Origin of the sequence: Blastopirellula marina DSM 3645 (assembly GCF_000153105.1) — a bacterium.
GTDB lineage: Bacteria > Planctomycetota > Planctomycetia > Pirellulales > Pirellulaceae > Blastopirellula > Blastopirellula marina.
Genome location: NZ_CH672377.1, coordinates 511,675 through 538,620 on the forward strand (window position 1 = coordinate 511,675; position 26,946 = coordinate 538,620).

Annotated in this window: 18 protein-coding genes; 5 read left to right on the forward strand and 13 right to left on the reverse strand. The window is 56.4% G+C overall.

Features of this window, described 5'->3' with window-relative positions; genetic code table 11:
* Window positions 1-70: 70 nt before the first annotated feature.
* Window positions 71-2,056 (forward strand): redoxin domain-containing protein, encoded by a 1,986-nt coding sequence (locus tag DSM3645_RS21205; RefSeq protein ID WP_002654625.1) that lies wholly within the window; start codon window positions 71-73, stop codon window positions 2,054-2,056.
* A gap of 29 nt (window positions 2,057-2,085) precedes the next feature.
* Here DSM3645_RS21205 and DSM3645_RS21210 read toward each other — a convergent pair whose 3' ends face one another.
* The 3 genes from DSM3645_RS21210 to DSM3645_RS21220 all read right to left on the reverse strand — a co-directional run bounded on the left by DSM3645_RS21210 (window position 2,086) and on the right by DSM3645_RS21220 (window position 4,525).
* Window positions 2,086-3,306 carry a HEAT repeat domain-containing protein gene (locus tag DSM3645_RS21210; protein ID WP_002654626.1) on the reverse strand — a complete coding sequence of 407 codons (1,221 nt, stop codon included), beginning with the start codon at window positions 3,304-3,306 and terminating at the stop codon, window positions 2,086-2,088.
* Window positions 3,307-3,500: 194 nt separating this feature from the next.
* Window positions 3,501-3,929, reverse strand: coding sequence for an acyl-CoA thioesterase (locus tag DSM3645_RS21215; protein WP_002654627.1), 429 nt, complete (start codon window positions 3,927-3,929; stop codon window positions 3,501-3,503).
* An 8-nt stretch (window positions 3,930-3,937) separates the two neighbouring features.
* Window positions 3,938-4,525, reverse strand: a complete 588-nt coding sequence (locus tag DSM3645_RS21220) for an HAD family hydrolase (RefSeq protein ID WP_002654628.1) — start codon at window positions 4,523-4,525, stop codon at window positions 3,938-3,940.
* 158 nt (window positions 4,526-4,683) lie between these two features.
* On the opposite strand from DSM3645_RS21220, the gene DSM3645_RS21225 reads away from it, so the two are divergent.
* The gene (locus tag DSM3645_RS21225) at window positions 4,684-5,922 is read left to right on the forward strand and encodes an outer membrane protein assembly factor BamB family protein (RefSeq protein WP_040352910.1); all 1,239 of its coding nucleotides are present in this window, start codon (window positions 4,684-4,686) and stop codon (window positions 5,920-5,922) included.
* 4 nt (window positions 5,923-5,926) lie between these two features.
* Here the strand turns inward: DSM3645_RS21225 and DSM3645_RS21230 are convergent, their stop codons facing one another.
* Window positions 5,927-6,850: a GNAT family N-acetyltransferase gene (locus DSM3645_RS21230; protein ID WP_002654630.1), complete on the reverse strand. Its 924-nt coding sequence runs from the start codon at window positions 6,848-6,850 to the stop codon at window positions 5,927-5,929.
* 226 nt (window positions 6,851-7,076) lie between these two features.
* Here DSM3645_RS21230 and DSM3645_RS28755 point away from each other — a divergent pair, with 226 nt between their 5' ends.
* The gene (locus tag DSM3645_RS28755; protein ID WP_131282871.1) at window positions 7,077-8,201 is read left to right on the forward strand and encodes a DUF1559 domain-containing protein; all 1,125 of its coding nucleotides are present in this window, start codon (window positions 7,077-7,079) and stop codon (window positions 8,199-8,201) included.
* Between the two features lie 41 nt (window positions 8,202-8,242).
* Window positions 8,243-9,535, forward strand: coding sequence for an amidohydrolase family protein (locus tag DSM3645_RS21240; protein WP_002654632.1), 1,293 nt, complete (start codon window positions 8,243-8,245; stop codon window positions 9,533-9,535).
* Window positions 9,536-9,764: 229 nt separating this feature from the next.
* On the opposite strand, the gene DSM3645_RS21245 is transcribed toward DSM3645_RS21240, so the two are convergent.
* Genes DSM3645_RS21245 through DSM3645_RS21275 form a run of 7 tightly spaced genes read right to left on the reverse strand, consistent with a single transcriptional unit; the run spans window position 9,765 to window position 17,425 of the window.
* Complete coding sequence (locus tag DSM3645_RS21245; RefSeq protein WP_002654633.1) at window positions 9,765-11,267, reverse strand: DUF58 domain-containing protein; 1,503 nt, start codon at window positions 11,265-11,267, stop codon at window positions 9,765-9,767.
* Window positions 11,264-12,487 carry an AAA family ATPase gene (locus tag DSM3645_RS21250; RefSeq protein WP_002654634.1) on the reverse strand — a complete coding sequence of 408 codons (1,224 nt, stop codon included), beginning with the start codon at window positions 12,485-12,487 and terminating at the stop codon, window positions 11,264-11,266. The genes DSM3645_RS21245 and DSM3645_RS21250 overlap by 4 nt, the downstream gene beginning before the upstream one ends.
* Window positions 12,488-12,527: 40 nt before the next feature.
* Window positions 12,528-13,727: a DUF4350 domain-containing protein gene (locus DSM3645_RS21255; RefSeq protein WP_237564906.1), complete on the reverse strand. Its 1,200-nt coding sequence runs from the start codon at window positions 13,725-13,727 to the stop codon at window positions 12,528-12,530.
* Window positions 13,727-14,563 carry a DUF4129 domain-containing protein gene (locus tag DSM3645_RS21260; RefSeq protein ID WP_002654636.1) on the reverse strand — a complete coding sequence of 279 codons (837 nt, stop codon included), beginning with the start codon at window positions 14,561-14,563 and terminating at the stop codon, window positions 13,727-13,729. The genes DSM3645_RS21255 and DSM3645_RS21260 overlap by 1 nt, the downstream gene beginning before the upstream one ends.
* A complete protein-coding gene (locus tag DSM3645_RS21265; RefSeq protein WP_002654637.1) occupies window positions 14,560-15,435 on the reverse strand; it encodes a hypothetical protein in 876 nt (291 codons plus the stop codon). Before DSM3645_RS21265 ends, DSM3645_RS21260 begins: the two co-directional genes overlap by 4 nt.
* Window positions 15,422-16,483, reverse strand: coding sequence for a stage II sporulation protein M (locus tag DSM3645_RS21270; RefSeq protein ID WP_002654638.1), 1,062 nt, complete (start codon window positions 16,481-16,483; stop codon window positions 15,422-15,424). Before DSM3645_RS21270 ends, DSM3645_RS21265 begins: the two co-directional genes overlap by 14 nt.
* 12 nt (window positions 16,484-16,495) lie before the next feature.
* On the reverse strand, window positions 16,496-17,425 hold the full coding sequence (locus DSM3645_RS21275) for an RDD family protein (RefSeq protein ID WP_002654639.1): 930 nt from the start codon (window positions 17,423-17,425) through the stop codon (window positions 16,496-16,498).
* A 206-nt stretch (window positions 17,426-17,631) separates the two neighbouring features.
* Here DSM3645_RS21275 and DSM3645_RS21280 point away from each other — a divergent pair, with 206 nt between their 5' ends.
* Window positions 17,632-19,062 carry an aldehyde dehydrogenase family protein gene (locus tag DSM3645_RS21280; RefSeq protein ID WP_002654640.1) on the forward strand — a complete coding sequence of 477 codons (1,431 nt, stop codon included), beginning with the start codon at window positions 17,632-17,634 and terminating at the stop codon, window positions 19,060-19,062.
* A 73-nt stretch (window positions 19,063-19,135) separates the two neighbouring features.
* Here DSM3645_RS21280 and DSM3645_RS21285 read toward each other — a convergent pair whose 3' ends face one another.
* Window positions 19,136-20,314 (reverse strand): helix-turn-helix domain-containing protein, encoded by a 1,179-nt coding sequence (locus DSM3645_RS21285; protein ID WP_002654641.1) that lies wholly within the window; start codon window positions 20,312-20,314, stop codon window positions 19,136-19,138.
* A 1,000-nt stretch (window positions 20,315-21,314) separates the two neighbouring features.
* Window positions 21,315-26,930, reverse strand: coding sequence for a hypothetical protein (locus DSM3645_RS21295; protein ID WP_002654643.1), 5,616 nt, complete (start codon window positions 26,928-26,930; stop codon window positions 21,315-21,317).
* Window positions 26,931-26,946 lie beyond the last annotated feature (16 nt).

The following is a 26,946-nucleotide window of genomic DNA, read 5'->3' on the forward strand; positions in this document are numbered from 1 at the left end:
ATGTACGACGGGCGAAGGCAACTTCGCTGCCCTGACTGTACATCCACTCCCCCTTCGCGGGCTCAAATCGATGAATCGTTGGACGCATCTCTCGCTGACATTGCTTGCCGCTCTGCTGACTTCTCCTCTGCTGGCGCGAGATTCCATTGCCGAAAGAACGCCGATCGGCGCCGTCGTGGCCGATATGCAGCTGAAAGACTTTCGGGGCAAAGATTACGCTCTGGCGGCATTCAGTGAGAAACAGGTGGTCGTCCTGGCCTTTCTGGGGACGGAATGCCCACTGGCCAAGCTGTATGGCCGCCGTCTGCAAGAGTTGTCCGATGAGTTCGCCCCCAAGAACGTGGCGATCCTCGGCGTGATGTCGAACCAGCATGACGCCATCACCGAGATCGCCGCGTTTGCGCGTTTGCATAAAATCTCGTATCCGCTGCTAAAAGATGTCGGCAACCGACTGGCTGACGCCGCCGGCGCACAGCGAACTCCAGAAGTCGTGGTCCTCAACGCCGATCGTAAGATTGTCTACCGCGGCCGGATCGACAACCAGTATCAGATCGGCGTCGTCCGCGATCGGGCGGACGAGCATGAGCTGCGCGATGCGATCGAAGACGTTCTGGCCGGCAGACCGGTGAAGACGCCGACGACCGAAACGTTCGGTTGTCATATCGGCCGCGTTCATCAGCCCGATCCCAACAGCGAAGTCACTTACCACAATCAGGTTTCGCGGATTCTGCAAAAACGCTGCGTCAGCTGTCATCGTGAAGGAGAGATCGCTCCCTTCGCTCTTACCGAGTATGACGAAGTCGCCGGCTGGGCCGAGATGATCGCCGAGGTGGTCGAAGATAAACGGATGCCGCCCTGGCACGCCGCGCCCGAACATGGCGAATTCACCAACGCGCGACCGATGCCGACGCAGGAAAAAGAGCTGCTGTTGCAGTGGGTCGCCGCCGGTGCGCCGGAAGGGGACAAGTCGCAAGCTCCCCCAGCGATCGACTATTCGAGCAACGGCTGGACCTTGCCGGTCGCGCCCGATCAGGTCATCCAGATCACCGAAAAGCCGGTCAAAGTCCAAGCCAGCGGTGAAGTGAAGTACCAATACTTTATTCACGACCCAGGTTTCACCGAAGACAAATGGCTGCAAGCGGCCGAATTGCGACCCGGCAATCGTATGGTCGTGCATCACATTTTGGCCTTCGCCGTCAATCCCGGCGAACGCGACCTGCGTGACGGGGGGATTCGCGGATTTTTGGTGGGCTACGTTCCCGGAATGCGGGCCGAGCCGTTTCCGCCCGGTATGGCGAAACGCATCCCGGCCGGATCGCGACTCGTGTTTCAGGTTCACTACACGCCGATCGGCAGCGAACAGTTCGATCAAAGCGAATTGGGCCTAGTCTTCGCCGACCCAGAGCAGATCAAGTACGAAGTCAAAACGACGAGCGCCGTCAATCGCTCGTTTCGCATTCCGGCCGGTGACGGCAACTACAAAGTGGAGGCCGACTCGCCGCGGATTACGTCGGCAGGAGCTCAATTATTGGGGATGATGCCGCATATGCATCTGCGCGGCAAAGCGTTCCGCTACGAACTGAAGGGGAAAGAGAAAAACGAGATTTTGCTCGACGTTCCCGCGTATGACTTCAACTGGCAAACTTCGTATCGGCTGAAAGATCCTCTGCCGCTCGACGCCGGCAGCGTCCTCCACTGCGTCGCTCATTTCGACAACTCGAAGTGGAATCTGGCCAACCCCGATCCGACCGATACGGTGAAGTGGGGGGACCAGACCTGGGAAGAAATGATGATCGGCTACTTTGATGTCGCCCATCCTTACTCGCCGCAGGACGACGTGAAAGCAGAACCGAAGGACCTGACGCTGGTCGCGGCCAGACGCTTGATGGAGAAGTATGACGCCAACGGCGATGGCATCGTGCTACGCGATGAAGTCCCCGAGAAAGGGCATCGCTACTTCGACTTCTTCGACAAAGATGGAGATAAGAAGGTCGTGGAAAAGGATATCGTGGCGCTGCTGCAGAAAATGCCGGCGCTGATGAATCTGCTGAAATAGCGTTGTCTTGTTCGACATCGCCGAGCATGTTATCCGTCGCGGCGCAGATCGACCGTCAGCGGCATTTGGCGACTAGAATTCCACAACTTCCATTGCGCTTCGTCGTAACCAAAATTGGCGGTCAGACCTTCCTGTTGCAGCGTTTCGACCAGCGCTCGCAGCACCGCTTCGTTTCGCATCTCTTGCGTAACGATCTTTGGTTTGGCGCCGCCGAAAGAAAACCCGCCGGAACTGGCGCTGCCAAACGACGCAGACGTTTCGCCGGGATTGCCTTGCGTTACCTTAAACTGATGCGTCGTCACCAGCGCGTCGATCAATGAATCGATTGCGGCTGGATGCTTAAGCCGCGCCAAGACTGACGCCGCCCGATTCACCACGCGATTGTCTTTGCTGTGCAACAGTGAGATCAGCTGAGCCGCGGCGATTTCGTTCGGGCGACGCTCCAGCACAATCATCGCTCGATCACGAATCGAAGCCGAGGGATCATCGCAGGCAACCTTGGTTAACGCGAGCGTTGACGCGCCGTTGTCGAGATTCCCCAACGCATCGATCAACAGTTCACGAATTGCCTGGTACTTGTCGTCTTTCAACATTTCGATCAGCGGTTGGGTCGCCATGGGATCTTTGATTGCGGCGATTTCGGCTTGCGCCTTGGCCGCTCTCTCCCCGCCGCGTCGCATCTGCAGCAGATACGAGCGAAATTTGACGCGCCAATCGTTGGCGCCATCTTCGTACTTCTCGGCGCGCTCACTCAACATCACGTCTTGCGGGTACATCCATTTCCCGTTGCGACGAATCATGCCTTGATTTTTGTTCCACTGATTGGGAATGATCCACTCGCCGCGACGGAGAATGTAGCCGAGCGCATGACGCGCCTCGGCGTGATTAGGATCCATCGCCAAAATCTGCTGCAGGTGATGCTCACGCTGCACCGGCAAATCATTGCTGGCGCACCACTGAACCATCTTCCAGTTGCCTTCGACATCCGGCGGCATCTGCGGCAAGATCGCCTCGTAGTTGCGCATTTGCGGCGACTTCTCAATCACCTCAGCGACAAAGTCGGCCGGCAAGATCATGTCGCCGCTGCTGGTGCGAACATGCAACTCTTGCGGCGTTTCAGCCGCAGGCGTCAGCAGCTCTCCCTCGATGCGCCCGCCGGACTGAAGCACAAATACGTCCGCAACCGCCGGCGCCGCAAACCAAGTTGCGGCCAAAAAGAGCGCGGCGGTAGGACGACAGATCAACTTCACGTCAGGTCGTTTGTCAGAGGGTAACGGGGGCTACCGGTTCAGTTTAGGACGCCGGACAACTTCGTGCGTCATAAATACCAACACCGGAACAAGCTCAAAGATACGGTTTCAGTATAGGCGAGCGAGTCAGAGAGAGCCATTTCGAAGCCAGAAATGACCCGCAAGAGGGGGTTCGATTCGCCAGATCGCAACGCTTATACCGAGGCTTCGCCGCGCGGCGCGAGTTGAAACGCGGCCAAAATCTCGTCTGGAATACGACGCGGCGTCCGTTTGATCATGTCGATCAACACCCACTTGGTTTCCGCTTTCGCCAGTTTCTTTCCATCGTCGACGCGACAGATTTCGTACTGCCGTAAGACCGACGCGGTGAAATAGTCGGACAGCCAGGTCCGGACGACCAACTCTTCTCCGGCGAATGCCGGCGAGAGGTACTCGATCGCATGCGCACGAACCACCCAACCGCAGCCGAGTTCGTCGTAGCGACGTTTGCCCCAGTTCTCGGCGACCGAGTGGGCGACCGCGGCGTCTTGCATCCACCGCAGATAAACGAGGTTGTTGACATGCCCTTGCATGTCGATATCGGCCTGGGCGACCGAGATCTCGTGTTCGTAAATTGCCGCCACGGGAGACCTCACGAAATCGTAATTCGTCGCGGCGTGAAAAAGTTGCGCACGTCGACCACTTCCATCCCGGCCCGACGTCCCGCTTCGACTCCGAGGTCGGCGTCTTCGTAAACGCGACAATGTTCCGGCTCGACCTTTAACTGCCGAGCCGCTTCGAGAAAGACGTCAGGGTGCGGCTTGTGACGCTCGGTGTCTTCCGAAGTGACGCAAGCGTCAAAACAGTCGGCCAGTCCGACATGCGCCAAAATCAGATCGGCGACATAACGCATCGCGCCGGTCGCAACGGCCATCGGAATTCGTCCGCGATATTCGTAGACCAGTTCGACAACCGGTTCGATCGGGGCTACTTCGGCGATTTCCAAGAGAAAAGCTTCTTCCTTTTCAATCGCGACAGTGTGGGAGTCGAGCACCATCCCCTGCTCTTCCGCCAACAATTCGACGATCTTTTGACTAGGACACCCCCCCAGCGAATAGAAGCGATCCTCGTCAAACGAGATGCCGTACTTCGCCATGGTGGCGCGCCACGCGATGTAGTGCGCCGGCATCGTATCGGCCAGCGTTCCGTCGAGATCAAAAATCAGTGCGTCAAAAGACATTGGCGGTAGATTCCTTACGGCTGAAGTAGTTCGCCCATTCTAGTGGGAAAACGTCGGCTTTCGTAGGCCGCGAGCTGCCGGCGAAATTCGTTGACCCGAGCCCAGGAAGACGCATAATGGATCTTCCCCCCTTAATCCACACTCGACGGAGTCGATTCATGTCCCGCCTGTTCTCCCTCCTTTTGCTTTTCCTGTTGTTTTCCGCGGCGAGTGCGGGGGACAATTGGCCGGAATTTCGCGGCCCGCAGGGAGATGGAGTCGCGGAGAGCGACAATCTGCCGGTCGATTTCAGCGATCCTAAGGTCCTGAAATGGAAGACGGCGATCCACGATCGGGGCTGGTCTTCGCCGGTCGTCTGGGGAGATCGCATCTGGGTCACGACCGCGACCGAAGATGGCAAACAGCAGTCGGTGCTCGCGCTCAACCGCCAAACCGGCGAAATCTTGCTCGATCGCGTCGTCTTCACGACCGAGAGCCCGCAAGAAAAAGAAGTGAGCAACAGCTACGCATCCTGCACGCCGGCGATCGAAGCGGGACGTATCTACGTCCATTACGGCAGCTTCGGCACGGCCTGTCTTGATAGTAAAACCGGCGCGACGATCTGGGAGCGGCGTGATCTTCCCTGCGATCATTGGCGCGGTCCTGGTTCGTCTCCGATCATCGATGAGAATAATCTGTACGTCGCCTTCGACGGTTACGATTTTCAATACGTGGTGGCGCTCGACAAACGGACCGGCAAGACCATTTGGAAGCAGGACCGCAACATTGACTACGGAACCGACAACGGCGACCGCAAAAAAGCGTACAGCACGGCTTGTCTGTTTGAACATGAAGGTCAACGCCAACTGGTGATGCCCAGCGCGTCCGCTACGATTTGCTACGACCCAGAAACGGGCGCTGAACTATGGCGCGTGCGCCACGGCGGCATGAACGCCGCTCCTCGCCCCCTCTACAAGCATGGCTTGGTTTATATCACCGGCGGCGACCGCGATCGCAAGTTGTTCGCGATGGATCCTTCTGCACGCGGCCTGGTTCCGGATGACGCGATCGCGTGGGGAATGTCCAAAGGGGCCCCCTATCGTCCGTCGCAGATCATTTTGGGAGATCGCATGTTCATCATCGACGACAAAGGAATCGCAACCTGCGTCGACGCGTTGACCGGCGAAAAAGTATGGCAGCAGCGAATCGGCGGCAACTATCGCGCTTCGCTCTTCGCCGCCGGCGACAATCTCTACTGCTTTGATGAAAGCGGAAAAATCACCGTCTTCAAAGCGAGTGATGAGTTTGAAATCGTCGCCGAAAGCTCGCTGCCGGAAGGTTTTCAAGCTTCGCCGGCCGCGGTCGGCGACTCGCTTTATCTGCGTACCGTGAAAGACTTGTACTGCTTCGAGAAGTAAGACTTTAGCAAGTCTCCGGCATAAACGTCGGCATCACGATTCCTTCGATGATCGGAGTCTCGGCGAACGCCTGGGCCAGGTGCAGCTCACAGTTTCGCCCTCCCAGCGCGTACATCATCGCAACCAACTTTGGATTGTTGCTGGGGATCAGCGCGACCGGCGTTCGCCCGGGGTATTGATTCAACTCCGCGGCGATCAGCGCCGCGATCTCGGTCGAGCTTGTGCCGACGCCGGGCCCGATCATGTTGCTCGCCGGATGCCCGATCGACGCCATGGCGCCGGTGATTTTTCCGTTCCGTTCGATCACCGAGCAATGCCAATAGCCGCGGGCATTCTCGATCATATAGCGCCAATCTCTTTGGCGCGACGTCCGCCAAATCTCCTGCTCTAACCGATCGATCTCCCCCACATCGGCGATCGTGGCCGGCCGCACGCGCTCGGTTGGCAAATCGATCAAGGCTAGTCCCCCTTCCGCCGGAACGCGAAAGAACATGTCCTGATAGACGGCGTAGGGATGAAAAAAACGACGACTGTAAAGCGAGAACGAATCGAGATTCATCGCGCTCGAAACCAGTCGCACCGGCAGCTCACGGTCTTCGGCAATCCCGATAATATCCTCCAACAACGCACTGGCGATGCCGGCGCCGGCGAACTGGCTCGACGCGTTCATAATCCCGAGTGAGATATGCGTCTCGCGGGGATGATAGAAGCAAGAGCCGATCAAGCGGCCATCCGCTTCGCTTTGGGCGACCAGGCAACAGCCGGGATCAAGATCTTCGTACACTTCGGGAAACAGCCGACAATCCTCGGCCGGCCCCCGAAAGATCTTTTCATGGCCGTGTGACTCGTACCACATGTTGGTCGAGGAGTGGATCAGCAAAGCAAGCTCGGCCGCATCCTCCGGCTTGGCGGTATGAATCTTGAACATGGCGACTCCGACGGCGTACGAGTTTCATTCTCTCTAGTTTCCTTTGCGGTAGGGGGTAAAGTCAACGCAGCCGCGGCAAAAGTGACTGTCGCATTGATTTCCGAATTTCCGCAACTTTTAGCATCACGCATGCATTTGCACAAATACTGCATCTGCATTGCTTGTCGACAAATCTCGAATTACATTGCATGAGTTCTCCGCTTCATTTCTGCCGGAATACAAAATCATGCGATCCAGAAAAATCAATCTGCGACGACGTTTATCACGCGGATTTACGCTGGTTGAATTGCTGGTCGTCATCGCGATTATTGGCGCTCTCGTTGCGCTGCTGATCCCGGCCGTTCAACAAGCTCGCGAGGCTTCGCGACGAGCGCATTGCCAAAACAATCTACGGCAGATCGGCCTCGCCGCGCATCTCTTTCACGATGTGGAGAAGCGTCTGCCTCCCGGTTGGATCGGCGTGACCACCACCGGCGAAGATGAAGTATTTGGACTGACCGGCTGGAGTTGGAGCGCCCACTTGCTTTCTCAACTAGAGCAGGGAGCGATCGCCGATCGCGTGGCGCTCGATTGGCCGATGTTGCACGAAATTAATGACGCGAGCCGACAACAGCGCGTGACCACGTTTTCCTGCCCCAGCGACCCTTCGCAGGAAGATCTAAGTTTCGAGTCTGCTGTCAACGCTCCGCTTACGCTCCCGGCGTCTCACTATGTCGCCAATTTTGGGCCAACGCCGTTGTCGGCTTCACAGAATTACTCAGGCACGAAACGCCGCTTTTCCGGTCAACCGTTTCGCGGCCCCTTTCATCACAACAGCGAAACGAAGATGCGCGACTTTCTACGCGGGACCAGCAACACTATCCTGGCCGGCGAGCGCCGCTCGAATCGAACGACTGGCTCCGCTCGCGCCACATGGACCGGAGTCGCTTTTGGTCATGCGGAGTATCTTTCGCACGCCGTCGGCAGTTCTCACCTGCCGATTAACGACGCGGATAACTCCGCTTTTTCTAGTAGTCACCTCCTTGGCTCGTTTTTCCTTTACGCGGATGGACATGTCGCGTTTTGGTCACAGCAGAGCGAGCATCTGCTGCTTGCCAAGATGAGCATGTTGGATCAAAGTGATGATCGGCTCCCCATCATGCTGGCCGGCGGTGGATTTGAATTTGGAGAGACGCCTGAGGATTCTGAAGACGACGCAGACGCAGAAGATGACGACGGGAATTTCCTGATCGGCGGCGGAGGAGGCGCCGGCATTTGTCCGATCTGCCTTCGTCCTAGCGAGCGGCCATGGCCTCATATTCCTGGAGAAGATGACCACGTCCCCGTCAATCGGCCGATTCCTATCCGTTAGCGACGACCGCCGGCCGATATTCTCGCGGCGATTTCGTTAGAATGGATCGACGCAATCCGCGTAACGGCGCAGCCCATCCGTGCATCCAAGGCAAGTATCGGCTCGCTCGAAGATTCTCGCGAAAGGAAGTCATGCGTCGCACAAAATACGTCCTCTTCTTGTTGTTGATCGTTCCCTCTTTCGCTACAGGACAAGACTCGGGGATTGAGCCGGCGGCGCTCGATGGACGCGACGGGCGCAATCTGGCGCTCGATCAGTTTTTTCCCGTACCCAAGCTAAAAGTCGCGGAAACCAAACTAGAGCACGCGAAGTTTCCGGTGATCGATGCGCATACGCACTTTCGCTATCGCTTGCGAAGTTCGCCCGAGCAACTCGATGATTTTGTCGCCGTCATGGACAAGCAACAGATCGCGATCTGCGTCAGTCTGGATGGACGACTAGGGGACGAATTTCGCGAACATGCCGCCTACCTGTGGACCAAGTACCCCAACCGCTTTTTGATCTACGCCAACATCGACTGGCAAGGAGACGGCGATCCTGACAAGCCGGAGACCTGGGACTGCCAGCGACCCGACTTTGGGCGACGCATGTCGCTAGCCCTGGCCGACGTGAAGAAGCAAGGCGCCAGCGGCTTGAAGATATTCAAGCAGTTTGGCCTCGGCTACAAAGACGCCGACGGTTCGTTGCTGAAAATTGATGATCCGCGCTGGGATCCAATTTGGCGAGCCTGCGGCGAACTCGGTTTGCCGGTCATCATGCACACGGCCGATCCAGTCGCTTTCTTTGACCCGATCGACGAAACCAATGAACGCTGGGAAGAACTGCATCGGCATCCCGATTGGCATTTTCCGGCCGACAAGTTCCCGAGCCGCGAAGCGTTGCTGGCCGCTCGTAACCGCGTGATCGCGCGGCATCCGCAGACCACCTTTATCGGCGCTCATTTCGCCAACAACTCCGAAGATCTGACAACGGTCGCCAAGTGGTTGGAAGAATACCCCAATCTCTACATCGAACCGGCGTCCCGCATCAGCGAACTAGGACGTCAACCTTACACGTCGCGCGCCTTCTTTGTGAAGCACGCCGATCGCATCCTGTTTGGGACCGATGGTCCTTGGCCCGAATTGCGACTGACTTATTACTGGCGCTTTCTCGAAACCTACGACGAGTACATTCCCTATTCCGAAAAACCATTCCCGCCGCAAGGCTTTTGGCGAATCTACGGAATCGGTTTGCCCGACGACGTGTTGAAAAAGGTCTATTACGAAAACGCGTGCAAGCTTATCCCGCACGCCCAAGAGAAGCTCGACAACTGGCGCAAAGCCGTAGCCGAATAAACATTACTCGCCGCGCGCGATGGGTGGCATGGCCACGGCCTTGCGTGGCCATGAATGCGGCGTCCAACCGGTTACGGTCGATTCTCGGCGTTCAAGTAGGCGGAAATGGGGTGAACAGTGCAACGTTCTACGTTCGTTCCACGCACATTCATGGCCACGCAAGGCCATGGCCATGGCGCCCACCAACTCTAGTGCTGAACAGTACTGGAAGCGCCTATCCTTCCTGGCGTCAGAGCAAGTGCCGCGCTTTGATTTCTAGGTACTGATTGACCAGGTTGGCGGTCAGATCCTCTGGAAAAACGTCCATCGCCATCACGCCGCGATGGGCCAGGTCGGTTAATACTTGATGTCGCCAGGTGAGAATCTCGGCCGCGGCAGCCGCTTCAAACAGACTACGCCCATACAGCTTCTCGGTATCGGCCGCGTCAAAGATTCGGTGATCGCGGAGCAAAATTCCGAGCGGCAAATGCCGGCCGACAATGGTTCCTAGATATTGCTCGACCTGATGCGCGTTCACCTCGTCGATGACGTTGGAAATCATCACCACCAGCGAACGCTTCTGACAATGGGCGCGCAGATACATGAAGGCCGAGTCGTAACGTGATTCGACCAATTGCGGGAAGCGATCGTACGACGCGTGCAGCAGATGGTTCATCTGGTTTGATCCGCTGCGCGGCGGGACGTACGAAAGCACCTCGTTCGAAAAGCAAATCGCGCCTACCGAATCGCCTTGCCGCAGCGCCACATAGCTCATCATCAACATCGCGTTCAGCGAATGATCGAGCAGGCTGATGCCGTCCACCTCGTTGGTCATCATGCGCCCGCAATCGATCAAAAAGATGATCCGCTGCGACTGGCTGCTCTGAAACTCTCGAACCGTCAGCCGGCGTCGCCGCGCGGTTGAACGCCAATCAATGTGCTTATAGTTGTCATCCAACGTGTAATCGCGCAGGCGCTCGAAATCGTGATCTTGCCCCACTTTGCGCGTGCGGCGAACGCCCATCAGGCTCAGCCGATTGGTGCGGGCCAAAATCGCGTATTCCGACAATTGTTTCATGTCGGGATAAACCTTCACGACGGTTTCGACCGGAATCCGCACAAACTTGCGCCAGAGCACAAACGAACTCTCGACCTGAAGATAGACGTAGTTCAACGTGAATGCGCCGCGGCGATTCGGCTCAAATTCGTAGTGCACCGTCGCGCGACTGCGTGCTCCTAAATCGACTTGAAACTCTTCCGGCGTCGCCGAAAACTCTTGCGGCAAATCATCTCGAATCGCGATCTTCAGACGACGCGAGCCCATGTTGACGATCAACAACGTCACGCGATGCTTTTTTTGCAGCGAGGCGATGCGCAACGTTTCGCGTTCCGCCGCCAGATTTTTCGCCGCGGGAAGCGTCCGAAAATCGATCGCCAACAACAGCAGGATCGCAGCGTCGATCACCAGCACATAAGTCAGAACTTCGCTACTGATCAAGACGCCGATCGAGATCAATAGCGGCAGCACAAATAGACAAGCGGCCCAGCGCGTTGGATAGACGCTCCAAACGTAGGCGTAGATCAAAAATGGAACCGCGATCAAGACAAACATCAACAGCGGCAACGCCGTCAGATCTTCGGCGCCTAGCCCCAAGCTCGTGAAGATCCGCTGCATCACATTTTGATCGCCGGACGTTTGCGCAAGCATCGTCAACGCTAGTTCGGACTGGATCAGCTGGGTCACATAATTCACAGACGCGGAACCTCCACGGTGCGAATCAGTTCGGTCAACAAGTCGTCGACGTCGTGCCCTTCGACTTCCGCTTCGGCCGACAAAATCACACGATGCCGCAGCGTCGGGATCGCGATCTGCACCACATCATCCGGGACCGCGTAGTTGCGACCGCTGAACGCCGCCAACGTCCGCGCCCCTTGCATCAACGTGATCCCCGCACGCGTCGAAGCGCCCATATGAAACTGCGGCCATTCCCGCGTCAGGCGGACAATCTTGTTGATGTAGTCGATCAACTTATCGTCGACGATCACGTTGCTATTGAGCTGCGTGATTTCCAAAATCTCTTGCGGCGAAGTGACGACCTCCAGCTCTTCTTCCAAGCGGCGGTTGATGTCGACTTGCCGACTATGCATCCGCAAGATCTCGGCTTCTTCCTCAATCGCCGGATAATTCAGGTTCAGCTTGAACATAAATCGGTCCAGCTGCGCCTCAGGCAGGTTGTACGTTCCTTCCGATTCGATCGGGTTTTGCGTCGCCAGCACCAAGAATGGTCGCTCAATCTTGTGGCTAGTTCCATCGATCGTCACGCGAAACTCTTGCATGATTTCTAAGAGGGCCGCGTGCGTTTTGGCCGGAGAACGATTGATCTCATCCGCCAGCAGCAGCTGCGTAAAGATCGGTCCAGGGCGGAACCGAAACTCGTTCGTCTTCATGTCAAAGATCGGCGCGCCGGTAATGTCGGACGGCATCAAGTCGGCGGTAAACTGTACGCGGCCAAACTGGCAACCCAGTACGCGGCCCAGCGTGCGGACAAACAACGTCTTGCCCAAGCCGGGCGCACTTTCGATCAACACATGCCCGCTCGAAAAGAGCGCGGTCAACGTTCCCAAGACAAGTTCGTCTTGGCCCACGTAGATCTTGCTGATTTCCTGGGTGATTTTTTTGAACAGCTGTCGCGTCCGCGTGTCGCTGCCTTCTTCGGCATGATGACCGTCGATGGTCGAACGAAACGCGCCGACCTCGGTCGGCGGCGTTGCAGGCGTCGAAACGTGCGAAGCCTCGGGCGCCGGAAACTTCGGCTCGTCGGCGGCGCCGTTGGCGGAGTCGTCAGGGATCACTTGCACCGAGCCGCAGTCAGGGCACTTCGCTTTTTTCCCGGCAGCCGAACGCGGGACGCGCAGCGACTTCTGGCAAGCGGAACAAGCGAACTCGATCGTATCGGAGGTTGGCGAACTCATCGTTGCGAATCAGGCTCCCAGCAGGGGACAAACGGCTTGGCTATGGTTTCACACGCGCCCGACCGACACGTCGATAGACGGTCTCGCCGCGCGCGATCTGTTGATACTGGCGCACCCGCAATTGGGCGTAATCGTAGTCGTCGGTCGCTTCGAGCAATTCGCCCAACGCGCCGATATGTTTTTGAAAATCAGAGCAGCGTACTTCTGGCAAATGCTTCGGCCGACCAAAAATCGGAAACGAAGCGAAACAGAAGACGATCAGCAAAATGCCGATATGCAAACCGAGGATACTGATGGGCCAAACGGTCAACCACTCCCATCCTGATCGCCCCTCGACGCCGTCGCTAGTCGCGACAATTTCGACGCCTGATTCGCCAGTTTCCAAAAAGGTGACCGTCTCACCATATCCGCACTCTTCAATCAACTTGGCGGCCAGTTTGCGATGCTCATGATTGACGAGCGGTTGGTTGAGCAGAAACGAACCGTTGCTAATCAAGATGATCTGCGTCCCTTGCGTGTCGAACTCCGCATAGCGAATCACGATTGGGTCGTCGGCATCGGCTGTCGACAATAAGACCTCGTCATTCGGAAATTTTTCCGACAGATTCGGCAGGTCATCACTTTCCCAGTCGGTCGGTAGAGAGATCCGAGAGCGGAGCACGATCTCGGTTTTGTCGGCGTCAATCGCTTCAGCCCAAGGGCCGGCAAGCTGTTTTGGTCGGCGCAGCGGAACGTCACGCTGGACCGAGTACCAAGCGCTGTCAAACTTGTCGCTTGTTTCGGCGGAGATGCGGTCGAAATCATGCATCGCGCGACCCTTCTCGCGTCGGGCGGCCAATTGGTCTTCGGGCGAAGCTTGCGTCTCCATCGAATTCCAATACTCAATCGCCGCGTCAAAGTCACGGTCGACGTAAATCAGCGTTCGCCCCTGCTGCGCTTGTAGCCAATCCTCAAGGTAACTCCGCACCTCTTTGGTCGGAGCCTGGAAAGAATCGGGCGCCCAGACGATGACGTCGCTCTCTTGAATACGGGGAGAAAGCTTGGTCGCGGAACGTACCGTGTAACCCGCCTGACGAAACAGTTCTCCCAAAACGTGCGTACCGTTGACGCTGCCCGTTTTTTGGTAGCCGTTACGCGCGCCATAGGCCGTCGGGATTTTCACTTCATTCGAAAAACAGCCCCCAGCGAAGATCGATAGACCAATCAACAGCCACAGCCAAATGTACGAAACCATCGACATCATCGAACCACTCCGCTCAGATGTTGTCGAAATGGCTCCAATTGCTCCCAACAGCGTTCAAAACCAGATTGCGTTAGTTTTCGTTGTCCGAAGAACACGTCTTCAAACGCTCGCATCGTCACTTCCAAAATGTCTTGCAACGCGAAATTTTTGCGGATTTCTCGCAAATACTGACCGTTCGTTTTCCCTTTGCCCAAGCGAATGATTTGGCGTTTGTCGAGTTCCACTAACTCGTAGCTGAACAAGTAGACAATCGCTTCGTTGTAATCCCCTTTGTCGTAGCAACGACGCGCTTCGGCCAACAAATCTGAGTCGGGACGTTTCACTTGAAACGGCAAGCTCTCTAAGCGATCGACCTGCGTCGTCGTATCGACCGCTTCGGGGCGGTCCTTCTTCGTTAATCCGGTGTCGATCAAATCCGCGTTTTCCAGGTAACGGAAAATCAAATAGCCGATGACTCCCAAGCCGACCAACACCATCGTGTAAATCATGATCGCGCCCAACGACCAAATGCCGCTGCTGAACAAACTAGAAAGCCACGAAAAATCGGGCCACCAACTCCAGTTGGTCGCCGCCGAAGCCGGCGTCGGCGGCGCCGGACGATAGTCGTTGCTGGCAGGGGGCGTCACTGGGACGCGAGCCAAAGCGTCTTTCTCGGCGTCGTACCACGGGGCCGACGGCAACTGCGCCAACTCTTTTTGCGTGGTCGCGACCGGTTCTTCGAGTTGGCCGCTGGGGCCCGTTCCGTCCCACCAGTCTTCGGCGGCGGCGACAGCGACAAGCGCGCCAAGCAACAACAGCGGAGCGATTCGCGAACTGGTTCGTAACGCGTTCATGCGACGATTCCTTTCCAGCGATTCGCTTCGGCCCGGACGACCAACTCGACTTCCCAGCCTTCACGGCGAATCCGCAGATCGAGATAACTCAAAAAGCGTGCGACCGCCATGTAGGCGGCGACTAGCCAGAGCGAGATCGGCAGCAGCACGTCCAGCATCATCGCGTCCCAGCCCCACTGGCCAAACAGATAGCCGCGTAAAGCCCAGATGTTCAAACAAATCGCAGCCGCCAACGGGAGCGACAGCGTCGAGGCCATCGCGCGAATCACCATGTCGCCAAAGTTGGGATTGTGCAAAGCGGCGCTGCGCCGTCCGATCGTCATCGTGTTGGCGTCTTTCGCCCACAGCGGATTTCGATCGAGCAAGATAATCTCACCGAGAAACGGCCGCACGCCGCGCAAGATCGTCGCGTAAGCGATCAACAAAAACAGGAAGAAGCCCCAGGCCTCGCCATCTTCGAGCGTACAGAGAAAGACCAGCGCCATCCCCGGCACGACTCCTCGCAAGATCGCGACCAACCAAAACATCCGGGGGATCAGCGCAAACGGCGCCGATAACATCCGTTTCCAATCCGGCTTGTCATGGAACATCGCGTCGCCCAGCATCAGCGTCACCAGCGCGGTGGCCAAGGGCGCTTCGAGATAGATCAAGATGACCATCAAAAAACCGTACTGCGCGGTCGTCACGTCACTGGGCAAATCGGGACGCAGATTCCACAACAGGGCGACGTTGAGCGCCATGAACGGAATCGCGACGGCCGCCGTCGCCACCAGAATTCTCGCGGCATACCGTTTGCCGACCAACAGCCCCAGGTCAAACAGCTCGAGCAATCCCCGTTCGCGGATCGCAATTTGAGTCTTATCGAATTGCATTCTGCCCTCCGCGCGGAAATCCCAGGACGACAAAATAGATCATCAGCAGAAAGCTGCTAAAAATCGCGACAAAGACCTTCACCTCCAGCGGCAACGCCGAGGGTGAGACCCAGGCTTCGATCATCGCCGCCAGGCAAAACAAAGTCGCGGACGCTCCCATGATCGGCAAACTACGAGACGCCGCGATCGTGAGCGAGTCAAAACGTCGAAACGCAATCAGCTTTGCTTTCGCGAGCAGATCGTCGTCGGGCTCCGGATCTTCGCTCGGCTCCAGCTCACTCTTCCAATAACGGGGAGAGATGATCGCCATTCCCAACCGCAAACCGGCGCCGGCCGCCAACGCGATCGCGGTCAGCTCGAACGGGCCATGCGCCAACACAAATTCAAAGAAGTTGTCACGCACGTCGTCCGGCACGGACGGGCTCGACATATATCCAAACACGGCCCCCAAGTAGGTCGCGTTAAACATCAAAGTTCCAATCCCGCCGACGACGGTAATCCCCGTCGCAAAGCACTGCAGTCCGATCGAGGTGTTGTGCTGGACATACATCGTCGCGCCCGCAGGAGAAATCCCGCTGTTGCCGACCGAATTACGATGCATATCCGACATCTGCTCCAAACTTTGATTCCCCACGATCGCATCGGCGAAGCCTGGGTAAATAACCGGGTTAGCGCCGATGAACCAAGAGAGAACAAAGAAGCCGAAAAAGAGGACGAAGCAAAGTTGAACGCAAGGATCGACAAAAATGTGACGCGGCGTAGTGACCAACAGCTTGTAAACCAGACCGGTCCAATCGATCGAGCGACTGCGGTAAAGCTGGTTGTGAGCACGACCGACCAGCTGATGCAAATACTCGACGATGTTCGGCGGCAGTTGATAAGAGTCGGCCAAAGCCAAATCGGCACAAGCGGCGCGATAGAGCGCCGCAAATCGTGAAATCGCCCGCGCGCCCAGCTTCTTCTTACGGCGCATCTCCATCGACGTGCATAGCACCTCCAACTCTTGCCAGTTGCGGCGACGCTTTTCGATGAGTTCGGCGACCTTCACGCGGGCAGCCCTTTATTGGTTAAGCGACGGGGACTTGGCGACCGTCTGTAAATTGGTCGCCGTGCTCGCAGGTCCGCCTGCGTAAACCGGCGAATCAGACGACGTGCCGTCGGCCGATCGATCCGACAGGAAGGTGCGAAAGTACAACGCGCACAACATCAGATCGTAGCTCGTGTCGGCAGGCAAGTTGAATTGTTTGAGCATCGGCTCGGCCAGGTGTCCGGCGATCTCGCGCCGGCGGGCCGTCGTAAAAAATCGGCGACGTTCTACATAAGTCGCGACCGCTTTGCAAAGACTGGGCCCAGCGACAAAGTTGGGAGGAATATAATCGGCCAACTGTCGCGCCCGATCGTCTTCAATTTTTGCGATCTTCATTAGCCAACTGCGATCTTCGATCACCACCATCGTCGCAACCAACAAATCTCCCAATCGTTGAAAGCGAGAATTGAGCGTGGGAACGATCAGCCCGATCAGAAAAGTCGGTAAGTAGGGCCCCGGATAATTGAGCGCTTCGCGCATCCATTCGAAGGGGAGCGGCGCCAGCGGCATCATGTCGGCGTAGCGAAAGAGATTGCGACCGAACGCCTGCAACGCATTGATCGGCTCACCATCGACGGTCACCGCGCGTATCGACAAAGCCCGCTTCCCCGGCGTTTGCCCGTTCCAGTAAGTCTCAAACAACGCTCCGTAAAACCAATCAAGCAGGAAAAACGCGAGAAAGCGAATTGCATAGCCAAGTTCGGCCAACGGCCCCACACGGTCCATCAGGCCGCTGCAGACGACGATCACAAAGATCGCGACGTACACCGCAACGCGAATTGCGAAATCGAGCAGAAAAGCGGTGAGACGACGAAACGGACCGGCCGCTTGATAGTAGAAAGCGATATTCTCTGGGGTCACGATCTTCAATCGCGAATCGATCGGATCGATGGTGCTCACCATGCGGGAATCGGTATCGGAATGAAGAGATGGAGAATCGCCTTGGAGTTCGCATCCACGGCCCTTCTCTAGTGTAGTACGCCGGGACGCTCTCTCTCCAGAGGTAAGTCGCAGGGAATCGCCGGAAGGTTCTCAAAATCACTCCATTTGGCTATATTTTGAGCGCGTTGGCCTAGAAATTTCTTATCACTTTCGCCCCGGACGATCGGATGCGTCAAACCTACCCTCTCCTTTTTGCGAGCAGACCGCACGAACCGAATCTTGACCTGGAAGTTTGTGACAAGTTTTCCGGGGAAGTCGCCGCGCGTGTTCCGCTGGCGTCGCCGCAGCTTATTGAGCAAGCAATCGCCGCCGCAGCCGCTGCGACGCGTCCTATGGCGCAGCTGAAAGCCTACGAGCGACAAGACATCCTTCAACACTGCGTCACGCGCTTTCAAGAACGCCAGGACGAACTTGCTGAAACCCTGTGCGTGGAAGCCGGCAAGCCGATCGGCGATAGCCAAGGGGAAGTGACCCGGCTGATCGACACGTTTAAGATCGCCGCCGAAGAAGCGACTCGCATCACCGGCGAAGTGATGCCGCTTGATATTTCGGCTCGCGCGGCCAACTATCGCGGCATGTGGCGACGCGTGCCGATCGGCGCCTGTTCGTTTATTTCTCCCTTCAACTTTCCGCTGAATCTGGCCGCCCACAAGATTGCCCCGGCGATCGCAGCCGGTTGTCCCTTTGTTTTGAAACCGGCTAGCTTGACGCCGATCGGTGCGCTGATCATCGGCGAAGTTTTGGCCGAAACGAACATGCCGGAAGGAGCGTTCTCGATCTTACCCTGTCGTCGCGATGGGGCCGAGTTGTTCACCACCGACCCCCGTTTGAAGTTGCTCAGCTTTACCGGATCGCCGGAAGTTGGCTGGAAACTAAAGTCCCAAGCCGGCGCCAAAAAGGTCGTGTTAGAACTCGGCGGCAACGCGGCCTGTATTGTCGACGCTGACGCGAATCTAGACGACGCGGTGAAGCGGCTGATTGTCGGCGCGTTCTATCAGTCAGGGCAAAGTTGCATTAGCGTGCAGCGGATCTTGGCGCATCGCGATATCTATGAAGAGCTGAAATCTCGTCTCGTCGCAGCAGCGTCGCAATTGAAGTCGGGCGATCCCAAAGCCAAAGAGACGTTCATCGGCCCGATGATTTCGTCCGGCGAAGCGGAGCGAGTGGAAACCTGGATCAACGACGCCGTCCAAGCCGGCGCCAAGTTGCTGACCGGCGGTCAGCGCGACGGAGCGATGGTCGAAGCGACTCTGCTAGAGAACGTTCCGACCGACCAGCCGCTCTCGTGCGACGAGGTCTTCGGGCCGGTCGCAATTCTCGCGCCGTTCGATCACTTTGACGAAGCGCTGCGGATCGCCAACGACAGCCAATATGGGCTGCAGGTGGGGATCTTCACGCGCGACGTTTACAAGATCCTATCGGCCTGGGATCAGATGGAAGTGGGCGGCGTGATCATCGGCGACGTCCCTTCGTGGCGCGTCGATCATATGCCGTATGGCGGCGTAAAAAACAGCGGCCTGGGACGCGAAGGAATTCGCTTCGCGATCGAAGACATGACCGAGATCCGTAACCTGGTCATTCGTGAAATCGACGGTTAACGCTTCCACATAAAAACGGATCGTCGAAATAATGCGACGATCCGTTTTCTATTTTCAAATGGCGAGCGGCGATCTAGCCGTGGATTCGGCGATGGATCACTTCGGGATCGATCGGAATCACTTTGGTCGTCGCCGAGTAGTCGGCGGTCAACACGCTGCGATTCTTCTTTTGCTTCTTCAGTTCGTACTGAATAACATAGGCGCCGATCTGCACGCCGCCGGTGGTGTAAACCGGGGGCCACAGTTCTTCTGGTCGGCTCGATAGCGTCTTGGCCAGCAACCGCGTGCCGCGTCCCGAATAGCCGCCGAGCGACATTTCGAGTCGCCCTTGCGATTCGTGATAGGCGTACAACACGTAAGCCGGTTCCCAGGTCGTTTCGTCCCACTTGGCGCACTTCCACGATCCGTCGGCCGTTTCGTAGTAGAAGCCCGGCGTCTCCGGCGTTTCGGTCTTCGACAATCGCTTGCCGCCGCTGCACGACTCGGGATGCTCGACGTTCTTCTCACGATGTCGCAGATAGATCGGCACGGCGCGATCGCTCGGCTTTTCGACTTCGTCTTGGCTGATATAAGGTTCGCAGTTGAAAATGCTGGCCATCGAGATCTCGACGACCGGGTTGCTGCGGATGCTGCCGAGACAAATCAACGCTTTGTCACCCTGGGCGGCGTGGAAGTTTTGATAAACTTCGTTGGCGCGAGCATGCACTTCTTCATCATCGGCTTGCCCCGGCGCCCAGACGAGCGTTTGGAACAAGTCTTCCGGCTGCGGAATCGGCGCGTCGAAAATCTGCTCGCCCATTTCGTTGAGCATCACCGGCTCGGGAATCGACGGTTCGTTGCGGTGATACTTGGCGGTCCCCCCCAGCGTCGAAATGCCGGTCAGCAGCTCACCCTGCAAAATTGTGTCAGACGCAACAACCCAAGCGCCTTCGGGCCAGTTTTCGTCCGCACGCACGCCCAAGCACATTTCGATGCGGCGGCGACGAGCCAACAATTCCCAAAAGTTCTCAGGCTCCACCGAGAAGAGCGAGCCCGGCAGTTGCCCGGCGTCCGCATATCCATGCTTGATCAAAAAGTCGCACAACTGCGACAGAGCCGAGAGCGGTATATACTTCGCTTCGTTCTTCAACAGCGACGAAACCTGATGGCGATCGAGTCCCGTATAGTCGCAAATCGCTTTGATCGTTCCTGGCCGCTTTTTCGGGTCGGGAGAGTGATTCAGAATTTCCGCGAGACGAAAGGAGAATTTCATCGACAAGCTCCTGCAGATTGAAGGCGAACCATCGATTCGCCGTGGGTGAGCGATAGCCCCAGCTGGAAAAAAGGCTCACATACATAATGTGCATTACTCCGCCATTGAAATCAACGGTAGAAACACCGCCTTTGAGTTAAAGTGCAAAAAATTCACGCCAGGGCTCCGTACAATCGATTCACCCACATTAACCATTATGCCGTTATCTCATTACAACAAAGCAACTTACGCAATTTCATGACGATTTACCGCAGGACTGCGGATAGTCGCTAATGTGCAACTGCTTCAACGAGGTAATTCACGCAAGCTGCGCAATGCCGTCATCTACTCCATCGGACCGAGACCATGTCGCAAGCCGGAAAACCACGCGTCGACCGCTGTTTTCGCCGTGACGCAACGAGGACTGGACGGAACAAGGTTGGACCGGACCGCAACCATTTTTTCTGCAGCCCAGCCACCCAGTCCAATCGTAGCCCGAGTGCGCAAGCCGAGAGAATGCGCCTCCACTCCACAAATCCAAGACCCGATCGCCTCAGATCGGGCAAAGGTTGGACTGGACCGGACCGCTTTTTTTCTGCAGCCCAGCCACCCAGTCCAATCGTAGCCCGAGTGCGCAAGTCGAGCGAATGCGCCCCCACTCCACAAAACCAAGACCCGATCGCCCCGGATCAGACCAAGGTTGGACCGGACCGATCGCATTTTTTTTGAGGGCGTTCTCCATCGCGGTCGCCTGTCCCCGTTTGAACGGCGCATGCGAAAGCACCCTGCCCTGATTCCCATCCGGCCGGGTACTCTCCGAAAATCACCCGCGGCGAGCGTCGATTTCCGCATCGCCAAAAAGCTCGCGATTCTCTCACTACATTAGAACAAAAGACTGACACTTTTTCCATCCTAAAATTCCCACCGCTCCACCTCCCACCTTCGCCGAGGCGCACAAAAAAACTGCCGCCCCCCACGGGACGGCAGTCGCTTTTGCTGGAATGAAACACGCAGTACGTCGCTAGTCGATCCGACGTTTCAACAGCACGGCGTCTTCCACGTTGTAATCTTCGCCCGGCTCGTAGCCGACCGGAATCGAACGATCAATCAAGTAGAACGAACGATTCCGCGTGATCTCGCCGGTATCGCTCCCTAGCTCTTGCCCCAACTGCCAACCATCCGGGTGCACCGAGCTAATCGTCGTCGGCTCCACCTCGAAATACCCGAGCGTGATCCAAACGGCGTAAACGTTGGACTGGGTCGTGGTGAGATTGCCTAACCGATGATACGGCATGTAAGTGAACATCGGGTTCTTACTCGTGGCCAGAGCCGCATTCGCTACGGTGAGGTCGAATAGAGGACTTTCCGTCAAGCTTGCCGCGGGAGAAATCACGCCATCGGATCGTAATGCCGTTCCTTCGACGGGACGAGATTTCATCGAATCAAGCGGAGCCAACTCTGCCGAGCTTGCCGAGCGGAACGGATTAGCGAAACGCGTCGGCAAACCGTTCGATGAAGTTGCGCCGCGGCGACTTTCTCGAATCTTGTCGAAATCAGGGAAGTTGTTGTCGAGACCGTTCTTCCATAGATCCTCATCAAACATCGCATCGTAAACGAGCTTGGACGGAACCGTGTTTAAATTTATTCGCCCAGGTTCGCGATAGCGTAGTCGACGGTTGAACGGCGGGCGATAACCGTCCGCCCATCCCGCTGCGGCAAAGGTAGAAGGGTTATACCACGACTTTGTATCAACAAACGGAGAAGGAACATCGACGAAGTCGAAAATCCTTGCAAACTGCGCTGACTGTTCAGTCGCAGCTGCAGTTCCAGCGAGAACGCTCTCGGTCTTTTTGCTATGGAAGAAGTTAAACAAATAGGGATACGGCGCCATCAACGCATCGGCGCTGTCACCGTTGGCGCCGTACGGCTCCGTAGCGGTCGAGCCATCGGATTGCGTGTTGCGAGCTAAGTCGTATTCAAACAATAACCGTTGCGGGGCCGAAGTAGGAACAAGCATCAGCTCGTACTTACTAATCAGCGGACGATTCGCCCATTGCAGCCATGAAAACGTTCGACTCGTATCCGTTGGATTAGACGAGTCATAGGGACTGCCGACAAAACGAGCCAAACCGCCCGCCGGACGCGGGTCTCCAAATTGCGCGTTCACATAGCCTAGCGTATTGGTTGAGGGATAATCGAAATACGCATCCGTCGCAGGCGCGGCAAGAGCGGAAGTTGCAGCCATTACGTTATTGGATGCAAAGGCCGATCCTTCACGATTACCACTGCGCCAAAGGTCGCCAGCATCGCCAACTCCAGTACCGGCTCCCCGCTCGCGGGCAAAGAATCGAATATCGGCCATTGAAGGGTCCGATGGCGCCGATGGATCAAACTCAGCCGGAGCTTTCATCGAGCCGGTTGGATCATCTTCGCCATTGTAAATCGTCAGATCGATCGTCTTCCAATCGATCGTAATATAGGGATTCGTCGTTTTGTCGTGAGGCAACGTCGGATCCGCCAAACGCTGCACCAAGGCCGTCCGAAAATCGGTGATCGTTTGATCGCTCAAATCGGCGGCGCCTGTCACTTCTTCCACGGCGTCACCTAGATAGGTGTCGATATCCAAGTCCTTTGGCAAAGCGAACGTACCACCGGCCGGCGAATTGCCCATATCGGTGTAGCCATCGACTGCCGTAAAGTTATCGAGCGTGATCGTCGGTTTGGGATAATATCCGTCAACGGTCGGATCGGTTGGCCGTGGAAACGGTTCCGAGACGCTCATACCGATTAATTGCGCGGTTCCATTCCACTCGACTCCTCCTGTTCCCGTCAGGGTCGCAAGCGCAGGTTTAATATCGCCCGTCCTAGGCTCCAAAGCTTGGCAAATGATGCCCATGTTTTGCTGAATATCACTCGCCGGATACGGTTCATTCGCGGCCATCGCGGTAGAAAAAACCGAGGGAGCGCCGGCAGCCGGCGCAGTAAAGGAAAAGATCTGATCACCAGGCAAGTTGCCCGTGTGATCCGTACCATCCAATTTCGCAGGGTCCGGCTTAGAACTCACAATGGTCGAAAGTCGTGGCCCGACAACGGCATAACGCCCTGGCGTCAGTTTCGTATTCGCAGCGTGCGTATTCGTGTAAATAGCGCCTTGCGTTAGTTCGTAATCTGGAAAACCGGTCGGATCGGCGATATTGGCCAACCAAACAATTCGTTCAATTTGCAGGTCGTCGGGAGGCAAAGCCGAAGTGCCGCCGATTGGGCCATAGAAACCTGGATCTTCATCCGTGTTCAACGGACGAAATCCGCCCGAACCATCCGGCACCATTTCCTTGGGTTGGAAATGGACCCCCTCAATATTGCGCGTCGCGGCAGGAGCACTGTAGCGAGGATCAGCCACATTCGCTAATTGGCGCGGCGTCATATCCCCGTCCACTTTATCTGCGTCCGTCGGTTTGGCGACAACAATTCGCCAGACGGGATGATTCAAGCCGGATCCATCGGCGGGAGAAGTACGATTGAGATCCAACTGATAGTAGTCGTCCGTCAAGTCGCCGGTGGTGCCATTGTCGTTGACCGAATAGAGCTCTAACGGAAACGACTTGTTGTTGACATTCGCATTTCGCGGACAGAAAAGCTCTAGAAACAGCGAGCCTTGCGGCATTCGATGCTGATCTAGCGTCATGTCTTCCGTTGATGGATCGTCGCGTTTATGCATGCCTGCATCATACGCCGTATCCATAGCGCGACGATCGTGAAACGCTTTTGACTCTGTCATCACCAGGTCAGGAGATTCACATCCCCAAACCACGCGTCGATCAGGATTCACCGCGGTAAACGGCGGCACAATGGTCGTAAGCTCATTGGTGCCAATATCGCCGTCGACGCGCCAGCCGTTAAACGGCGTTGCGTCATATTCAAACGGCGTCATGATGCCGTCTTTGTCACGGAAATCAACGACATTGATCGCCCACTGGGCGATCCGGCGCACGGTCAGTTCGCGCTGTTGTTCGTCGGTCAACGCCAGCCCCGTATGATTGGGCGTAAAGTTCGGCAGTTTGTATCGCATCCGGATATTGGTCGTGACGGCTGAATCATGCTCAAACGTCAGCAGCATCATCAGGCAGAACAAGTGACGCGCGTAAAGCTGACGCGAAGCGCGATGTTGTTCACTTGACCCAATCGCGGCGCTCAAAATCGGATCGCCGTTCAGGTAATTCCCCACCGAGTCACTGCTAGCGCCTGGTCGAATCGCATCATAGGGCGCTGCATTGAAAGGCGCCGCCGTTCCCAGCACAAGACTCCGGCGCGATGCATTGACCGGCGTCAGATTTCCGCCCGGCGTGGTAAAATCGTTCGGCGTTTCCAGCAATCGATTCAAATCGAATGGTTCGCCGTGACGAATCTCAAATGGCAGAATCAACTCTAAAATATCATCGACCTCCTGCTTCGCCGTCTCTTGGGCAACGCCGTTGTCGACCATCTCCTTAATACAGCGAACCCGGGCGAGATCCAGAATCGTTGTGAAACTATTCAATTCGGTTCGCAAATCATCCGGCACCGGAGCCCGCGGCAATGCCGGCACATGCGTACTTTCGGTCGTCACCGAACGACGATGTTGAACGGAATCGAAAGTTGTGCTTGCACTTCTCAATCGATTGGACGTGTCGCTGGCCAAATAGTTTGCATCCACGTCTCCTTCGCGAAGCAATTGCTCTAATTCCGAAGGCTCGAATTTTGAATCATTCGCATTGGATCGGATCAAGTTGTATTCGTAGGGATCGTCAACGACTTGATTGTCGTTCATCGTCGAAAAATCTTGACTGCCGTCGATGTCGACTGTCACCCACCGCGGTTGTCCGTTCTGGTCGATATACATGCGTGAGCGACCCTGGTAGTCCGCCGGTTCTCCGTAGGCGCCTGTCGCACGATTGGTGAAAATATTTCCTGGTCGACCAATCGACCCCAAACGACTCAAGGGATCGTTGACATTCATCTGACCAGGCATGACGTCGCTTGCCGTATTCGAGCCGTAACGGGCCGTTAGAATCGACAGGTATTCGTTCGTGTTGGCAAAGAAATCACGCAGATTCACATCTGCCGGACCATATCCCTGACCGATCGGCAATTGAATCGTGCCGCCGCTGGCGTTATAGGCATTGTGATCGCTAAGCAAATCAGCAACGTTTGCCACCGGCGGTGACGTCGATTGATCGAAGTGGGCGTATCCGCCATGCGCATTCATATTCAGCAAACCATCCATGTCGCGGACATAGATCGCCGCCAACGCTTTGTAACGACGCCCATGGGGTCCCGTCTTCACCGGCAAGCCTGGATCGATCCAAATGCTTTCGGCGACACCATCGCGATCATTGTCGACATCGTAGAAAGGCCCCGTGGTCTCGCTAGCCTCACGAAAGTCGCGAAATACCGGCGACTCATTGGCGAATTCTGGCCGGAAGATAATCCGGCGTCGAATCGCGGCGATCATACGAAGCTCGTCAAGCTTCGCTTCATCACCAGCAAAACCTGCCGGATCATCCGTAGTCCCTAGCTGCCAATCTGGACCATAAGGTTGACGGAATACTTTGATGCGATCTTCCGCCATGACGATCGAGGTATCGGTAAACGTAGGAAAGTCCGCAGTATTATTGACGATCTGATCGAACCAGTACTTCGCCAGACTTGGCCGATGGAACGAGGGAATGATGTCGTTCGGATTGACTGGAATCGTACCGGTGGGAATATACGACAGGGCCATATTTTGCAGGTCAGGCGCATCGTAGGATTCGTCAGCGCCACCTTGCGTTACTAGATAGCTGCCCACCATACCGCTCGGTGCATATCGGTTAAAACGGGGCGCGAGCGCCACCGGCATGTCGATGCTAATACTGCCAATCGTTATCGTCTCGGTCAAATCTAGCTGCGACGCCGCTGGTCCTGTGACCGGCCGATATCCAAACCCCGTTCCGTCGAACGGCTTGTCATTAATGACAAATTCGTCACCTACCGCTGGCGCCGAAAGCTTTTCAACACCATCGGTAATTGCGTCGAACACCAGCGCACGTTGCGTCGAATCGCTGATCGTGCCTGAACCGCCTGCGACCAGCCCCGGATCGTACGATAAGATCCGCGTACTTTTGCCTTTGTTCGCTCCGCTAATAAACGTAAGCACGTTGCCAGAGTAATAGTCCTTGTTGAAATAGCTATACCCGGCTGTCGCCGTATCGTTGACAGTCGTCGTCGAATCGGTCGGATTGTTCAACGAAGCAAGGCGGAAATTGGTGACAATCAGTTGTTGGCCTGAATTCGCAGCATAGCCGTTCATTCCAACTTTGGTATTCGAAGCGATTATCTCGCCGCGGATCGAGCGACCATACATGTCGGTCAGAAGGGCATGCGCTTTCAGGTCGCTATTGCTGCCGATTCGTACATCGCGGACCAGGTCCAACATCACCGAGTCGGCGTCTTGTTGCGGCATGTCTGCGACAACGGGATTGTTACGTCCGGCCGTGGCCGCTCGGTTGAATTGTCCGGCCGTCACGACAAACGTGACGCCAACCAATGCGAACAGTACGAGCACGCTAAGGACGACGAGCAAGATAGCCCCGCGCCGGGGCGTATGCTTCCGATTCATGGGTATTGCCTTTTTG